14 protein-coding genes and 1 pseudogene are annotated in these 16,281 nt (G+C 57.8%); 10 read left to right on the top strand and 5 right to left on the bottom strand.

Going from position 1 to position 16,281, the window contains the following annotated elements; all coding sequences use genetic code 11:
* Positions 1 to 41 precede the first annotated feature (41 nt).
* The 3 genes and pseudogenes from ABQ278_RS19740 to ABQ278_RS19730 all read left to right on the top strand — a co-directional run bounded on the left by ABQ278_RS19740 (position 42) and on the right by ABQ278_RS19730 (position 1,711).
* Positions 42 to 905, top strand: a complete 864-nt coding sequence (locus ABQ278_RS19740) for a nucleotidyl transferase AbiEii/AbiGii toxin family protein (protein ID WP_349322733.1) — start codon at positions 42 to 44, stop codon at positions 903 to 905.
* A 236-nt stretch (positions 906 to 1,141) separates the two neighbouring features.
* A pseudogene (locus tag ABQ278_RS19735) lies at positions 1,142 to 1,274 on the top strand (SOS response-associated peptidase); the annotation flags it as partial.
* 62 nt (positions 1,275 to 1,336) lie between these two features.
* On the top strand, positions 1,337 to 1,711 hold the full coding sequence (locus ABQ278_RS19730; protein ID WP_349322732.1) for a WGR domain-containing protein: 375 nt from the start codon (positions 1,337 to 1,339) through the stop codon (positions 1,709 to 1,711).
* Here the strand turns inward: ABQ278_RS19730 and ABQ278_RS19725 are convergent.
* Positions 1,675 to 3,741 (bottom strand): M13 family metallopeptidase, encoded by a 2,067-nt coding sequence (locus ABQ278_RS19725; protein ID WP_349322731.1) that lies wholly within the window; start codon positions 3,739 to 3,741, stop codon positions 1,675 to 1,677. The genes ABQ278_RS19730 and ABQ278_RS19725 overlap by 37 nt on opposite strands.
* A 520-nt stretch (positions 3,742 to 4,261) precedes the next feature.
* Here ABQ278_RS19725 and ABQ278_RS19720 point away from each other — a divergent pair.
* Together ABQ278_RS19720 and ABQ278_RS19715 are read left to right on the top strand one after the other, a co-directional pair.
* Complete coding sequence (locus ABQ278_RS19720; protein WP_349322730.1) at positions 4,262 to 5,914, top strand: S9 family peptidase; 1,653 nt, start codon at positions 4,262 to 4,264, stop codon at positions 5,912 to 5,914.
* A gap of 178 nt (positions 5,915 to 6,092) precedes the next feature.
* Complete coding sequence (locus ABQ278_RS19715; RefSeq protein ID WP_349322729.1) at positions 6,093 to 6,896, top strand: ISNCY family transposase; 804 nt, start codon at positions 6,093 to 6,095, stop codon at positions 6,894 to 6,896.
* Positions 6,897 to 6,991: 95 nt separating this feature from the next.
* Here the strand turns inward: ABQ278_RS19715 and ABQ278_RS19710 are convergent, their stop codons facing one another.
* Positions 6,992 to 7,675, bottom strand: coding sequence for a hypothetical protein (locus tag ABQ278_RS19710; RefSeq protein ID WP_349322728.1), 684 nt, complete (start codon positions 7,673 to 7,675; stop codon positions 6,992 to 6,994).
* A 580-nt stretch (positions 7,676 to 8,255) separates the two neighbouring features.
* On the opposite strand from ABQ278_RS19710, the gene ABQ278_RS19705 reads away from it, so the two are divergent.
* The 5 genes from ABQ278_RS19705 to ABQ278_RS19685 all read left to right on the top strand — a co-directional run bounded on the left by ABQ278_RS19705 (position 8,256) and on the right by ABQ278_RS19685 (position 13,811).
* Positions 8,256 to 8,759, top strand: coding sequence for a hypothetical protein (locus ABQ278_RS19705; protein ID WP_349322727.1), 504 nt, complete (start codon positions 8,256 to 8,258; stop codon positions 8,757 to 8,759).
* A 217-nt stretch (positions 8,760 to 8,976) separates the two neighbouring features.
* A complete protein-coding gene (locus tag ABQ278_RS19700) occupies positions 8,977 to 9,642 on the top strand; it encodes an FAD-dependent oxidoreductase (RefSeq protein WP_349323053.1) in 666 nt (221 codons plus the stop codon).
* Positions 9,643 to 10,502: 860 nt separating this feature from the next.
* Positions 10,503 to 11,198, top strand: coding sequence for a hypothetical protein (locus ABQ278_RS19695; RefSeq protein WP_349322726.1), 696 nt, complete (start codon positions 10,503 to 10,505; stop codon positions 11,196 to 11,198).
* The gene (locus ABQ278_RS19690; RefSeq protein ID WP_349322725.1) at positions 11,195 to 11,587 is read left to right on the top strand and encodes a hypothetical protein; all 393 of its coding nucleotides are present in this window, start codon (positions 11,195 to 11,197) and stop codon (positions 11,585 to 11,587) included. The genes ABQ278_RS19695 and ABQ278_RS19690 overlap by 4 nt, the downstream gene beginning before the upstream one ends.
* A complete protein-coding gene (locus tag ABQ278_RS19685; protein ID WP_349322724.1) occupies positions 11,544 to 13,811 on the top strand; it encodes a hypothetical protein in 2,268 nt (755 codons plus the stop codon). The genes ABQ278_RS19690 and ABQ278_RS19685 overlap by 44 nt, the downstream gene beginning before the upstream one ends.
* Before the next feature lie 158 nt (positions 13,812 to 13,969).
* Here the strand turns inward: ABQ278_RS19685 and ABQ278_RS19680 are convergent, their stop codons facing one another.
* The 3 genes from ABQ278_RS19680 to ABQ278_RS19670 form a co-directional block, all read right to left on the bottom strand.
* Complete coding sequence (locus ABQ278_RS19680; RefSeq protein WP_349322723.1) at positions 13,970 to 14,494, bottom strand: GNAT family N-acetyltransferase; 525 nt, start codon at positions 14,492 to 14,494, stop codon at positions 13,970 to 13,972.
* Between the two features lie 13 nt (positions 14,495 to 14,507).
* Positions 14,508 to 15,263, bottom strand: a complete 756-nt coding sequence (locus ABQ278_RS19675; protein ID WP_349322722.1) for a phytanoyl-CoA dioxygenase family protein — start codon at positions 15,261 to 15,263, stop codon at positions 14,508 to 14,510.
* 107 nt (positions 15,264 to 15,370) lie between these two features.
* Positions 15,371 to 16,249 (bottom strand): YqcI/YcgG family protein, encoded by an 879-nt coding sequence (locus tag ABQ278_RS19670; protein ID WP_349322721.1) that lies wholly within the window; start codon positions 16,247 to 16,249, stop codon positions 15,371 to 15,373.
* Positions 16,250 to 16,281 lie beyond the last annotated feature (32 nt).

Here is a 16,281-nt window from a genome sequence, read left to right as displayed (position 1 = left end):
ATTTGTCTCGGATCATTCCGAAGTTTGGATGCTTTCACTGAATGTCTGACACCCACGTGGAAATCGACGTTGCCGCTTGGGTCGACAAGGCCAAGGCCGACCCTGTGACATTTCGTCAAAGGCAGGCAATTGAAATTACCCTGAACGCAATAGCCTCAACCCACCCGCTCAATGAGGAGCTCTACCTGAAAGGCGGTATCCTGATGGGCCTCGCCTACGGCAGTCCCCGGCAGACCGCGGACATCGACCTTACCGCCGGGTTGAATCCAGACATGACCGTCGATGCGAGAATTGAGGCCCTTCTAAATTCAGCATTCCCGAGTGTTGCAGCCCGGCTAGGCTATACGGACCTTATCCTGAAGGTTCATTCCATAAAAAAGCAGCCCAAGAAGATCTTCGAAACCGCCGAGGCCCCGGCCCTGAAGATCAAGATTGCTTTCGCGGTCCGTGGCACGGACGAGGAAAAGACCCTGAACGACGGTAAGGTGCCCCGGCTGATCGAGGTCGACATCTCCTTCAACGAGATCATGAATTATTTTCAGATCCTGGAACTAACCGGTGGCGCCGAGCTAAGGGCTTATAGCTTGTCCGAGCTGATAGCTGAAAAACTTCGTTCGGTTTTGCAGCAGAAGGAACGTGACCGAAATCGCCGTCAGGACATTGACAGGTTGGTAGCGGAGCATGCTCCCGATGAAAAACTCAGAGCAGAGATACTGAAGACCTTTGTGGAAAAATCGCGGTCACGAAATATCGAGCCCACGATCAACTCCTTTGATGACGAGGAAACCCGGGCGAGATCCCGCCACGACTGGGACACCCTGAAGCTTGAAATTGGGACGCTACCAGAATTCGAGGACGCCTATGAACGCGTGCGAGGATTTTACAAAAGCCTCCCCTGGTCCTGAAACGCAGCGACAACCCGCCGCCAGGCGAGTTTGACCCGTTCGACTGTACTTTTTGGGTCCAAAAAATACATAGAGCATCGCAACAGTGGTGCGACCAGGCCTGTCTTCAGCGCTCGCGCACATCCTAGACTTCACCCCCCTCGTGAGAGTTCAAGCTGCCGCGAGTAGAGTTCGATACAATTCCAGGGAGGAATATGTGTCCGTCAGGATCAGGGGTCTTAGTGATGCCGCGGAACGTCTGGTGCAGCTTGCAAAAGACCAAGCCCCCTCTTCTTCTTTGCCGGCATCTGGACGCCGCAATGGACATCTGTGCGCAAGGTAAAAGACGGCGAAACGACCGACGACCTCTACGCTTTCCTGACGACCGAGGCCATTCAATGATATAAATTGTCTCTCTTTGGCACTTGGATTGCTATAAAACGGCGACTCGAATGACGCGGGGCGGTCCGAAGAAAAACATGGCGCGCTGGTACGAAATAGACGTCAAGCCAACTCTGTTTGGCGAGTTCACCATCGAGCGCCATTGGGGTCGGGTCGGATCGGCGCCGTCGGACAATCAAAAGCATTTTGGTTTTCCGAAGAAGACGCGGCCGATGAGATGGCCAGCCGGGTCGCCGCCACGAAGTGGAGGCGTGGCTCCGTCCGGCCGAGGCCCTCCCCTCACGCGGCGAGTTAACGATCGCGTAACGGAATGTCCTTTGCCCAACAGGAGCCGAATGCGACGTGCCTGGAAAGCAGTAGCCATGCCGTACTGCTGGGCCTCCAAGCATTACCAGATCCGCACGCGTTTTTCCGGCGGCAGGTAAAGCGCGTCGCTCGGCTTGACGTCAAAGGCCGCGTACCAGGCATCCAAATTCTGTACCACGCCGTTTACGCGATACTGGGCGGGGGCGTGCGGGTTGTATTTGATAAGCCAGCGTATGGCGCTCTCCGGCGCTTGATAGCGCCATACCTGCGCCCACGCGAGGAAGAAGCGTTGGTCACCTGTGAGTCCGTCCATAGAGACCCGGCCCACGCATGGATGATCCTGCAAATACATATGATAGGCGCGGTAGGCGAGCGATACCCCAGATAGGTCCGCAATGTTCTCTCCGATCGTCTTCTGGCCGTCGAGGTGCAGGCCGGGATAGGGGGTGAAGGCGCTGTATTGGTCAACCAGCGCTTCAGTCCGGGTATAAAATTGTTCGAGAGCGTCCTTCGACCACCAGTCCCGCATACGGCCTTCGCCGTCGTAGATAATGCCCTGATCGTCGAAACCGTGCCCTAGTTCGTGACCGATGATCGCACCGATTGCGCCGAAATTAGCTGCGGGGTCGGCGTCTGCGTCAAAATAGGGCGCCTGAAGGTAGGCGCCCGGCAGTTCGATCGCGTTGTAGAGGACGCTGTAGCTGGCATCGACGGTCTGCGGTGTTTGATACCACGGCTCGTCCTTTATGTTCGGGTTCAGCCGTCGCACCTGATGGGCCCAGTCGGCCTGTCTTATGCGGCGCAAATTGCCGGCGGCGTCACCGCGTCGGATATCTACGCGGGAATAGTCCCGCCACAAGGTGGGATATCCGACCTTAAACGAGACGTGCGCCAACTTGGCCCGTGCTTCTTTGCGTGTAGCGTCATCCATCCAGGTCACGTTGACGAGCCGTTCGTCGAACGCCGTTCGCAGATAGTCGATCATCCCTTGCGCGGCGGTTCTTGTCTTGGGACTCACATATCGATCAGCATAGAGGCGTCCGATCAGCGGTCCCAGCGACGTGTTGACCAGGCGCGAGGCAACCTCTTCCCGACTGGGCGGAGACTTTGCGTTCGACAGGGTCTGACCGTAGAAGGTCCAGCTAGCTTGCCGGAACGCGGCAGGCAGGACATCGATCTGGTTTTGCAGCCAGTGGAAGGCAAGATAGGATTTCCAGTCATCCAGGGGCGTCGCGGTAAAGAGGCGGGCTTGCGCCTGAACCGCCGTGTCGGTGCCCAGCACGATGTCCTTGACCTTTCCGACGCCGCGCGCCTTCAGGAAGGCGCGCCACGGAAAGCCAGGGGCGTAACGCGTGAGGTCTTCAACCGTCATCGGATGGTAGTTGGCGCGGCGGTCGCGCAACCGGTTGAATTCCCATTGGTTGGCTGCTATCGCGGTTTCGAGCGCGACGACGCGGACCGCGCGGACGGCGGCGGCGTCCACGCCTGCCTTTTCAAACAGTTCCTCAATATAGGCCTGATAGGCGGTGCGCGTCTTGGCAGCGTCTTCTCGACCGTAGTCATCCCGGTTGAGTCCAAGCATCGGCTGGCTGAGGTTTTGCTGATCGAGATGAACGCGCCATTGACCGTCGGCGGGGAACAGGTTGATGGCGAAGAGCGAACTCGACGTCGGGTCGGCCATCCAGCGCGCCACCTCATCCGGCGTTCGGCTGGACAAAATCTGCGTCAATTCAGGTCTTACCGAAGCCAATCCGGTCCGCTTGATGCCGTCGCTGTCCAGGAAGCTGGCATAGGCATCTGCGACCTGCCGGCTCGGGGTGCCGTGTGCGCCTGGATGGGTGACGCTTTCGACTATAACAGTCTTGATCTGTGCATCGACCGTCGCGCCCAGAATGTCGGTTTGCCCATAGTCCCAATGGTCCGACGGGATCGGCGTAGCCTTGACCCAGCCGTCGTTGGCGTAGGCGAAGAAGTCGTCGCCAGGGTGTAACGTGCGATTGAACGTCGACGTATCGATGCCTTGGGGCGCGAACGCGCCCGACATCGCAACGGACGGCGGACAGATCGATGGTTCGGCACCGACGGGTTGCGCCAGAGCCGGAACAGCCAGCGCGCTCAAAACAGCCAGATTGAATTTAGCGCGCAACATATCCGCCTCCAGATCTACGCAAGACACGTACGATGACCTTCGTAGATCGTCAACGATAATTTTCGTAGGTCCTAATACGCCGCAGCACTTGACCGACCGCATCATTTGACAATTACGAATTTAATCGTACGATAGTCTTCGTATATATGGAGTTTGATTATGATCGAGTGGGATTTCGTCACAACACGCCGAGCCGTTTTGAAGTTTGCGTTGGTGAGTTTGACCGTTGGACTTGCATGCCAACTTTCTACAACAGCTGCGGCCCAAATCGCCACGCCTGAGCGGGCGGTCACGAATCCTCTCGTGCTCCAAAGTACTAGCCATCCGGACGCCTACCCCATTCCAATTGAGGACGCTGTCTTTACGCGTTCTTTGTCGTCCGCTGTCTGGAGCCCTGACGGCAGGGAGGTCTTTCTCACCACGAATTCTGACAGGAAGGATGAATATATGGCGCACAGAACTGGCCGGAAGCTGGCCTCGCCAACTGACACAGTCCGACGAAGCGCAACGGGGACTGGTTGTGTCGCCGGACGGACGCACGCTTTACTACCTCCAGGACCACGGCGGCGATGAGATGTACGATATATGGGCGGTACCGACCGCGGGTGGACCTGCAAAAAACATCACGACGACTGCCGATGTCCGCGAATTTGATATGCTGATTTCACCCGGCGGGCAGATCGCCGTTGTGACGACAAAAGGGCGCGCGCAGGCCCAAGTCGAACTTGCCCTCATCGATCTTCGAACCTTGGCGACCCGCCCCCTTGTTTCCGAACCCGACCCTACTTTTCGCTGGAGCCCGGTTGCCTGGGTGTCGAATGGGAAGACACTGATTGCTGAAAGAGCCAACGCGGCCGGAACGGAAACCGGGGTGTTCGCTGTCGATCGGGATACCGGCAGGCAAACTCCCATTCTCGCTAAGCCTGACACCATTTTTGAGGCCGGTGGAGCCTCCCGTGATGGCAGGTATATTGCGATCACTACGAATGACGGTACTGGGCGTAACCGTGCAGCGGTGTACGATATTGCGACGCGCGAGTTCCGATGGGCCCAGCCGACGCCCTGGGAGCAAAAGGCCGGCGAGATATCACCAGACGGCCGCAAGATGCTACTGAGAACGGTCGTCGATGGGCGTTCGTTCCTCAGCGTGATCGACATTGCGGCCATGAAGGAAACTCCCTTACCGATCCCTCCCGGACAGAGCCGCGCTGCACCCCAGAATGCCTTCAGTTCGGATTCAGGGCAGGTGCTTGTCGCCCGATCCGGGGCCGATGAGCCGACGGAATTGTACGCCGTTGATATCCGCAAGATGCAGTTACGAAAAATAACCAACCTCGCGATGGGTAGTCTGAATCGGTCAGTCCTACCTAAATCAACGATCGTGACGTATCGCAGCTTCGACGGAACTCTAGTTAGCGCAATTGTAACCATGCCGTTCAATTTGGAGCGGCGCGGTCGTGCACCGGCCGTCGTCATTGCACACGGCGGTCCGACGTCACAAGCGCAGGACGGCTTCAGCGCGGAGGCGACAGTCTTAGCCAGCCGCGGATATGTTGTAATACAACCCAATTATCGCGGGTCAACTGGATACGGGACGGCTTTCCAGAGGGCGAATGTCCACGACATTGGTAATGGCGACTTAAAAGACTTACTCGCGGCGAAGGACTTTCTGGTGGCCAGCGGCTATGTCGATCCTAATCGTGTCGGTATTTCCGGAGGCTCTTACGGTGGTTACCTGGCGCTTATGGCCTTGGGCAAGGCGCCGCATGCTTTTGCTGCTGCGGTAGAAACGTGCGGGGTCATTGACTGGCGTACCATGGCAACGGCGTCAGATCCTTCTCTAAAGGCCTTCATCACGTCGTTACTGGGAGAGCTAGAACAAAATGGGAAGCTTTACGCAGATGCTTCACCAATATCTTACGTCGACAATATTCATGTGCCGTTGCTGATTCTGCAAGGCGAAAGGGATACGCGCGTGCCTGTCGCCCAGGCAAAACAGTTACAAGCGGCACTTGGTGCCAAGAACGCAATCGTCGAAACCGTCATTTATGCTGACGAGGGGCATGGGCTGACCAAGCGTGAAGATCAACTTGATTCACTGCACCGGACAGTGGCCTGGTTCGAGAAGCATCTGGGTCAAAGGTCTGAAGATCATGATCGATTTGGGCCTTAGTCGGAAGTGGCCGGTTTGGGCGCTATCCGGTCGAAAGCCTGACTTTCTAATATTTTCAAAGGTTTGTCGCGCGACCATCCCGAATAATCATGCAAAATCAGAAGGTTGTTTATCGTCACTTTTTGCACGGTTCGGCCGAAAACCCCTGCTTGGGATCAGCGAACGACAGGTTTGGCGATTGCTGAAGCGCTACCGGCTGCAAGGCGCCGGCGGTTTGATTTCAAGGAAACGCGGGCCGAAGTGCACCCTACTCGTCTATATCGATGATGCGACCAGCCGACTGATGCACCTGCAGTTCGTCCAGTCGGAGTCGACCTTCGCCTATTTCAACGCCACACAGCGGTATCTGGAGGAGCACGGCAAGCCCATAGCCTTCTACACCGACAAGCATGCCGTCTTCCGAGTGAACAAGGCCGCCTGGCTTCATGGCGACGGCATGACTCAGTTCGGTCGCGCGCTGAAGGCCTTGACGATCGAAATCATCTGCGCCAACTCCAGCCAGGCCAAGGGCCGCGTCGAGCGCGCCAACAAGACCCTGCAAGACCGGCTCGTGAAGGAGCTTCGGCTCGCCGGCATCTGCACCATGGAGGCTGGCAACGCCTTCCTGCCGACCTTCATGGCCGACTACAATGCCCGTTTCGCCAAGGCGCCATTCAACGACAAGGATCTCCACCGGCCCATGACGCCCAGGGATCGGCTCGACGAGGCCTTCACCTGGCGTGCCGAGAGAACCCTTTCGCAGTCCCTGACGCTACAGTACGATAACATCCTCTTCATGATCGAACCGTCCGAGTTCGCCCAGGCCGCGATCGGCCAGCGGGTCGAGGTCGTGGATTTCCCCGATGGTTGGTTGGAGGTCCGCTACAAAGGCCCCAGCATGCCCTACCGCACATTCGACAAGCTGCGACGTGTCACTGAGACTGCAGTGCTTGAGAACAAGCGGCTGGGCGGCCTCCTCGCCCTGATCCGCCAGAGTCAGTAAACCGAGCCGCCGGGCATGCGCACAAGCAAGGGCCCGAAGCGGCGTGATCAGACCAAGCACATGTTCAGCCTGGGCTAACCAGCACGCCGGTAAGCCTAATTGCGCGTCTGACGACCAGCTACTGCGGCCAAAGCAGCTAGTAATTCGTTTTGATCATCAGGCACGCCGATAACACTTACCTGCGTTGAGTGTTTTGGTTCAGGAACCGCTTCAACAGGTAGATCGAGGCCCACATAGCATCCAGCGTGGGCTAACGCATTCTGGCAACCGATGTTGTCAGATACCGAAAAGGCGACATTCACTATCTCAGCAACAAACTTTCCGAATGGGCTGTCCTTGGCAGGAGTTTCTCTTACCAAAATTGAGTTGCCGTACCTGCGCAAGACTGCATAAACTGGCATACCATCCAACGTAACCACGGACTGAGATGGCGCAGCGAGAGCACCACGGAACTTGAGCTCCAAATCCTTGAGAGTCAGCGAAGCATTTTCGGATTTTGCATGATCGACAGTCACTAGCCCCGGCTTGTCCATTGTCCAGATTTGTGTGCGGGATGCGGCAACCAAGAGCACAGTCGTTATTTCAGCATCGCTTCGCCCTCGAGGACTTCCCGACGCAGCGGTGACTTCAGTCAATGTAATAGATAGTTCAGGTGCAAACGATGGACAGAGAAGCATACGAAACTGTTGCCCTGGCCTACCGCGGGTGAAAGGTTCATCGAAAACACCGATCCCAAGCGAACCACAAATGGCATCAGGGGTATAATCTTCCGTTTTCATATGAGCGCCCCTTATGGAAGACAGAATAACTAACAGTTAGCCCATGCAAAGAAAACCGCTACGCGTTCGCGCGTGTACCAAAACTCGCCGAAAGAACGCCAGTGCGTCGGTCGACGGTCGGGCGCTGCGCTCGCTTGAAAAGCTCCGCGCCGCCCGCCGCCCTACTCCACTGACGGTACCGGTGACATTTCTAAATGGCACAAACTGCGACATCTCTAATCGGCCTAGACAAAAAAATTGTAGGCGGATTCCAGTTTGAAATGCGACTTGTCTTTGTTTCAGAATGTCGAGCTCGCGGAGGCCTTTCCAAAGATACAAAGCCCGAAGCAGCGTAAACGAATCCTGGAAATCGTCCGTCCGTTCGCTCGCTGAGACAGACCCTGCCGACGCGTGACAGCCAAATCGAGTTCGCCCTACCAGCCTCACCAAGCGATGCAATTGCGCAACATGGTTAACCAAAAATTTACACGAACTGGTACCCGAGGAAATTGAGTGGTTTATTTGCCCTGGATTCAATGAATGAGCACCCAACCGGTACGGCGCGGATCGTAGCCGGCAGGGCGGCGACGGGCAGGGACAGATGGACAACGACCTAGAGAAAGGTCTCGAGTACACCCGCATCACTGTCGAAATCTCGGCAACCGAGATGGGCCAGGCCGCCATACGCGGCGCGGAAGGCTTGAATGACAAGACCTCCGCCCTCCTCTCTCACGTGTCCATCATGGTTGCGATCTCGTCGCTTCTTCTTTTCCAGTTCGGACATTCCGACGAAAAGTACGATGTCCTGCTCCTCTTCGAACTCTTGGCCTATCTGTTCATCTGCATGCTGTGCCTGAGCGCGATCTGGGCCTCCTCAGCCGCCTCATACAAAAGCAAGAAATTCACCCACCTGGAAAATCTGATCGTCATTACGACCCGTCGGCGCAAGCGTTATCAATTGGCATTGTACCTGACGAGCGGCGTCACTGCCGTGCTCATCCTCAGCGTCATCCTCAATGTCTGGGGCGTCCATCTGTGGTTGGATTTTCATCCAATCAAGCAATTTGTTGCCCATGTTGCGGACTGGAGACCTTGGGAGAGTTAGGACACATGATCCTGACCATGCTGTCGCAGTGGTTGAAATTTCAGCAAAACTATGCCTAGCATGACATATTCATGACGAAGGGGCCGGCGTGGACACTGAATACCATCATCAGGTGCTCGAAGCTGCGTTCTTGCATACGAAGCTCGATTGCTTCTTCGTGGGGACCTACGCGCAGCGCGTAAGCTTTGCTTCGCAGCAGTACAGGGCTCTAGACCTCATTACGGGCCTAAACCTCTTCGGCAAGCTTCACAACGCTGCCAGCCTGAAGGTCGCCGTCGTCGGGGCGGGACTGGCCGGTTTGATGGCGGCGGCGGCATTGCGGCACTACGGCGCCAAGGTTCACGTGTTCGAAGGCGGAAAGGAGATCCTGGGCAGACAAAGCAATGCCGATCACAGGCTGATTCACCCGTCGATCGCGCTATGGCCACAGGAGCAACCCCACCACTCCACCAACCTGCCCGTATTCGACTGGTGCGCCGGGACATGCAGCAAGATCATCCAGAACATCAAGGATGAATGGGAGGAGTCGTTCGAACCCTTTCATTGCGAGGATGACAATCCGCCCCACGAGCCTTTGAAGGTTACACTGAACGCCCCCATAACCGACTATACGAAAAACTTTTCCGCGAAGAACGGACGGCTGCGCTGCGAAGGAACACCCGACTGGCAGTCCGACTTAAGCTTCGACCTGGTCATCGTCGCGACCGGCTACGGCATCGAGAATGCCGAGGCCGAGAAGGACTTCGGTATCGTACTGGCATCCGGATACGCTCATCGAGAAGCGGGAGGAAGCGCTCAAGAGCAAGGACGGAAAGCTCAAGTTCTACATCACAGGATGCGGAGACGGCGGCCTGATCGAGGCGCTGCGTCTGGTGCACGGTGACTTTCTGAATGGCTGGCTGACGGTTGTCGTCGCCGAAGCATTGTTCAAGACCAAGATAGCCGAGGAAATCCGGAAGGCCGAGCAGCAGGCATTGATGTGGGCCCGCTCCATCGTCGCGCGCGACCCTGAGAATGCGGCCGCAGCCTATTCCGACAGCGCCGTCGCTCGCCACCTGCAGATGGTTTATGTCGAACAGGCCAAAAAGCTCCGTTTGCCCCCCGAGGACGACAACGATCCGATCTACGCCCATGTCAACGAATTGCTGACCAAGTCGCTCAACAAGATCAAGCTGAATGGACGGGCGTTCCTCGTGTCGCCCCTCGACGCGCCGTTTGGTCCGAACTCGGCGCCGATCCACAAGCTCCTCGTTGCCCACGCGCTTCTGGAAAATCGGCTGGAGTATCGAAAGGGCCGCTACAATTCCGACGAGTTGTCGAGTTGGATCGACTCGGAATTTGCAAGAGTGGTCAGCAACTCGAACAACGTCCTGGTTCCACGCCACGGATCCGAACCCGAACGATCCAACATCATCGACGTGCGCGAACAGCAAAGCCTAAGGCTTCGCCAGATCATGCTGGCGGATCGACTTGAGGTGAATAAGCCAAGGCTTCTGTGCCAGGACGACCCGGAACCGAAGGATCTCGGCAGACGATTACCTTATGTGCGAGCCATGTTCGAGGAGATCGATGATCGTTATGTCATCGACGCCGACAACGAGGAATATACCTACACTCTAGCCTGGCCAGACCGTGAGGTCTGCGAGCAGTGCGTGGCAAGTCTGGGAGACGGCCGATACGGCGTGAACAAGATAGCGTCGCTTTTCGGCGGTATCTTCGTACGAGCTTCCGAAGGAGGCCTTGATGAATATGACGCCTAGTGTCCGAGCGTCCGGGGCCGCCGTCGTGAAGGCGGTCGATGCAATCGGCTGCTGCAAGGCCGTGGTCCTGGTCACCTCGAAGCCCGACTGGGTCCCCCCCGCCGGCGCATCCAACGGCGTCGATTCGCGCGATCTGCTCGAAATCTGCGACCATGCCGACGACGTCCCGGTTCATACCTTGAAATCGAAATCCCATCTGAGGTTGCTGGGCGCCGGCGTGAAGATCGTGAACGGCGGAGCCGAGAGCTTGTCTGGTCAAATTCGCGCCTTGAAGGGGGCAATACGCTTAAAGGTCGGCGCCATTTCCCTCCTCGTCCGCGACGTAGGTGAAATCGAGCTGGACACGCTGCCAGAGGGAAGCGAGCTCAGGAATCGCGTTCGCGGGCATCTGGTCACACGGGTGAACCGCGATGAGACAAGCGATGTGACCGAGGCCGTTGGGATAGCGCTCACCGGCAGGGGGCGGTCCGTTATTTTCATACCGCTACATGCCTTTGCCAAGGAAGCAGGCCTCTTGATAGTCAAGCCTCAGACAGTCAAGGAGATCCCCGAAGAGCAGAAGACGGATGATTTTCTCCGGCATATGTTTCGTTCCGGCGCGTTCATGGAAGAGGGTTCCCGTGAAAAACTGGCCGACCTGGTCGGGCTTCCGGCCGGACCATGGGAACCGGTTTCATGAGCGATCTTTCGAAAAAGGACGTCGAGCGCATACTTCGCTACGAACTGAAACTGGTCGACCTAAGTCTCGACATCGACCGGAACATGGTCGACAGCCTTCAGGCAAAGCACGACTTCCAGTATCATTCCGAGCCTGTCATCGTCTTCGATGCAAATATTTTCGAGCTCTTCATCGATCCACACGACGAACGTGCCCCCCAGGCAAGCCTGCACTCCACCGACTGGCTCTCGCTGAGCCAATTGGAACTCGAGGGAGCTGAAGGCAATCCCGCGGCAAACCGCTCGCCTAACGACCGAGTTCCTGTTCTCGAACCGCTTTCGCGCCCGCGGCGATGGCTACATCTACATGTCAGAATGGCATTTTCACGAATACGCCCGACGGCTGACTAGCATCACGAGGGACATCTGGACCGGCCTCCACTCCAATGAATCCATGGTGAGGGAACAGTTCACGCTTATTCAGAAGGCCAAGGCCGTGCTCGAAAATCCGACGGTCGCCGGCGTCAAGGCGCTCGCGGCGACGCATGCGCTACTCGAGGCCGACCATAGGGAATACAACGAACAGGGAAAATTTCAGACCGAGGAAATCGCCAGCATCGTCGCAAACCGTGTGCTGCTGAAAGCCTTGGACAAGGACCGGTTCCGAGAGAATGTCGATCAGCTCAATCGGCTGATGGAGACGAATATCAGCAATCATATCCGTCTGTTGGGCAAGAAATACGACATTCCGCGCTCCGTCCTCAAGAAAGACAAGGAGTTCTGGTTCGCGGAACTCAAGAAGGAAGAAAAGCGAAAGAATTATACAAAGCCGAGATCCGAAGAAGCGCTTGAAGCCGATGCCTGTACTCTCGCGCACGTACTCCACGCTGCTTATGAATCCGACAATATGGGAGAAACAGTCCTCTTCATAACCGCCGACGACCTCGTGTTCGATACCTATCGGCGCTGGTACACCTCATCTGCAATATTTAAAAAGAACCTGCCGTTCGCGCTGAGGCGCATCGTCCAATACACGCCGATGATCAATATGGCTGATTCGGACAATGCCCTCGGCGGCGACGTGCGCATGATCTTCCAGGAGATTCGTCAGACGGTGAATACGATCGTGTCCCCGTTGGTTTTCACGCGAAGCCGTTATTTTTCGGAGAACCTAGCCAAGGGGCGCATGGAAACCCGGCTTTCGATGCCCTTGCGCCTCGGTGAAAGCAAAAAACTCAGCCAGGAGCCCGACCTCAAGTTGCTGGCCGACCAAATCAGAGAGGAAGGTGGCCCGCATTCATTGCCGGCACTGAACGAAGTGATGGACGGCCTTCGCTTTATCGAGCGCCTGACACTCGGACTGGCGGACGATTACGTTCGCGCCCGGCTTTACCGCCTCGAACAGGAACTGCCGGAGATCAATCACGATCCGGCATCCTACGAGCAGGCCGTCAAGAAATATATCCAGAAGAAAATCGACGGCGCGATTGCCGGAAGCGAGCGATATTCCGTGCCGCTTGCCAAACAATTCATTCGCGACTGGAAATCCCCGGATCCGGGTCATATCCGCGTGCCGATAGCGTTCTTCCGCCAAAGCCAATTGGGCGGTATTCTGGACGACGTCATGGAAGCCGGCAAGGAGCGACTGACGCCTTCTCATTGGGAGATTTTGGGCGAACAGCCGAGTACCGTCTTCTACTTCGCCGCCTGGCTGGCGCTCGTTTCCTCCAAATGGGGCGAGGCCGATGAATATGCCGACCTTTGCCTGATGTGGATGAAGGCCTTGCCTGGCGGTGCGACACGCGTGGGCAGCGATGAACAGGCGGAGGCGTTCTTCCTTTGCGCTCTATCAAAAAGATTCTACATCGGCTCCATAAGCCCCTCTCCCCGTACGGAGACCCAAAGCCTGGCGGCTGCACATTTCCGAAGAGCCGAGGAAATTCTGAATGGCTGCATTCGTTATCATCAGGGGCGCCTTAAGGACGGCTGCCACCAGCTTAGGCTCCTGCGCGGAAAGTCCGAGTTGGCCGCACTGAACCTTTTCTACGCGGCCACCCTGATCACGAGCATTCGCCAGGATTTCGTGGCGCTGCCCACTCCTCCGGAGGAAAGACGTCTGCATCTCGAAGCCGCCGCCCACATACGTACGGCTGTCGCTCTATTGTCGGATTGCCTAGACAACCTGCCCACGGAAAGGGAGGTCAAGGCGTTCGTGGCCCAAAGGCGGAACTTCTACAATCAACTCGAAATCCAGATCGGCATCAATTTCGCCGCGGCTTGCGGGTTGGACGAGTTATTGCCCATCCCGCTCGGCATTCGAAACTACCCTGCCAGCGAGCGAGCGCGTCCCATCCTCGAGCGACTGAGAGTCTATTTCTGCGAACGGGAGGTCGTTCCCACGCCTGATCTGCTGAAACTGGAGATCGAGCTCTACTTCTGCATTGAGGGGGTACACGGAAAGGGCATGCACTTCGTACCTCCCGACAAATCATTCCTTCGGCTGGACACAGGGATTTTCAAGGCTCTGCATCAGGTCTACCAATCCTACCGTAGCACTTTGAGTAAGATTCCGCGGCCAGATGACGACGATGGGGCGGAACCGCTATCGGAACGGTCCGGCGACTATAGCATCTGAACAGCAGGCGGCTGCGCGATCGACCGGCCAATAGACTTCGTTCGGGAGGGGGCGAAGGCGATGGTGGTCCTGCGAAGATCGCTGGCGTTCATGTCGATTTTCCTCATATGGGCCGGAGCCATGGCTCCGGCCACATAAAGGTGACGGTCCGTCCTGCCTCAGGCCTGGCTGACCAGGTTACGGCAGATCGACTGCCAGCGAAGAAGCTTTTCCGCGTCGCCGGTAGGATTTCGCTCCCGTTTGGTGACGATACTGTAGGAGGTCTTGGGCTGCTCCCGGTCGCATACCTTCCGGTAGAGGCTGCTTGCGGCCGGATTATCACCCTTGCAACTCCAGTCGAGGCGGGCGTAGCCGCGCTCGATGGCGCTGTTGGCAAGGTGCTGCACCAGGGCGCTGGCTATGCCCTGCCGGCGACGGGAGTTCACTACGAACAGATCCTCGAGGTACAGAACCTGCTTCGCCTGGAAGGAGGAGTAGATATTGAAGGCAAGGGCGAGGGCGACCTCAATCCCGTCGATGACCACCAGCCAGGCCTCGAACCGCGGCGTGGCTCCCCAGCCGTCATCGAGAAACTTGAAATACAGCGTCGGGTCCGGGACGGGCTGATTCTCGGCCCTGGCGAACTCTCCAAGCAGTTCGAAAACGCGAGCGGCGTGGCGGCGTTGGGCTCTCATGATTTCCATGGTGATCTCTCCTTCACGCGGCTTCGAAGTCGATGCCGACTTCGCCGCGCAGATTGTATTCGGCGCTGTCGCCCAGGAAGCTGCGGACGCCGGGCTGGAGCTCGACACCGACCAGTTGGCGGATGACGGGATCGTGGCTTTGGGTGAGCGCCGCTGGCAGGGGCTGAGTGAAGTAGTGGTCCATCCGCTTGATCCAGAATTTGCCGAAGAAGGGAAAGGCCATCCAGCAACGGTCGCCGGTGCGGTTCGGGCTGGCGGTATGCCAAGTCGCCGCGTCGTGGATGACCACGGAGCCCGCCGGTCCGGGGAGCGTTACGCCGCCCGCGAGCGTCTCGTCCGGCGCCGATGGCTCGGCCTCGCTGCGGTGACTTTCGGGAACGATCTGCAGGGGCCCGAGCCGTTCGCTGGTGTCCTGCAGGTAGATGGCGCAGTTGACCGCCAGGGTGCGATCGCACACGAAACTGGTGTCGCGATGCCAGTCGACACGGCCAACGCCCGGGCCGACGATCCTCAGGTCGAGGGCGAGAAGCTGGAGGTCGTCCCCGACGAGGTCGCGGACGATCGAGATCAGGGTCTCGTCGGTCAGCAGGTCGCGAAACGGCTTGCGCCGGAAGCATGCGCGTTCGTTCCAGGCCTGGCGCTTCGGACCGGCGCCGAGGAGGGATTCGGACTCGCGCCTTAGGTCGTTGATCAGAGCGGCCGGCAGAAGCCCGGGGAGGAAGAGATAGCCGTCCTTGCGGAACTTGGCGTGTTGTGCGGAGGTAAGCATGGCGTTACTCCTGATGAGAGGATGCGGAATGACCGCGATTGTTCGAAAGAGCGTGGGCCTCGGCGGCGCTCCGGAAAACCGATGCACTGCCGGGGCCTTGGGTGGTATCAGCCATGACCGAACGGGCACTTGCCCGGGCCAGGCTTGGAATCGCGGTACGTGATCGTGAGGTCGATGGAGTTCTCGTTGTCGTCGGGCAGGAGGTACTGCTTACGCTCGCCGCCAGGGCCACCCATGCCGTAGTTCGTCGTCCACGGCGCGGTCTCGAGACCGTCGTAGCCGGCGGACCGGCGGCGGATGTTTCCACGGACACGGTCGCCCGCCTCCCCTGCCGGCGCGATGCGATCGAACACCTCGCGCGGGGAAATGATCAGGACGAGACCCTCACCCAGATTCCGGGAACGGCGAACTACGTTCGCGGGCGTGCTGATATTGATAAACAGCGCCTCGCCGAACAGGGCGAAGGACCATTTGGGATCGTTCTGGTCCTTCGGAATGTGGAGCGGCCAATCCACCGGATCGAGCGCATGGAGTTCGCTCAGAAGATCGAAGGACTGACGCGCGTACTGGCCGAGTGTCTGGCGACGCGCCGGCGGCATGACGAAGGCGACGAGGACGGTCATGTCCGCCTTTTGAGCCGGAAGGCTCCTCAGGCCATGGAGATAGTCGCCGATCTGCGCCAGGAGAGCCTCGATGTCGGCCGCCGTATTCGTGCCTTTCAGGAAGGAATAGACGATCGTGCCTTGGCGGTCCGCCGCTGGCGCGAAGAAGCAGGGGAAATTCCTGTCCCGGATACGGTCGTGGAATTTTCCGACCGCCAGCTTTGCCCAGGGGGGCAGCCACTGGAAATGTGGCCCTTCAATATCCTCATTGAACCAGACACTTCGGTCGCCGTCCGGGGAGAGGCTTCCGTAGGAGTCCGTATCCGCATGGGCGCCTTTTTTGACGGGACGCGCCGCACCAACCCGTGAAACTTGCTCTGCCATCGCAGACTCCTGCTCATATCGACTAAGAGTTG

Origin of the sequence: Asticcacaulis sp. MM231 (assembly GCF_964186625.1) — a bacterium.
Lineage (GTDB): Bacteria > Pseudomonadota > Alphaproteobacteria > Caulobacterales > Caulobacteraceae > Asticcacaulis.
The sequence above is the reverse complement of the archived record's forward strand: the minus strand, read 5'-3'. Positions and strand labels throughout refer to the sequence as shown.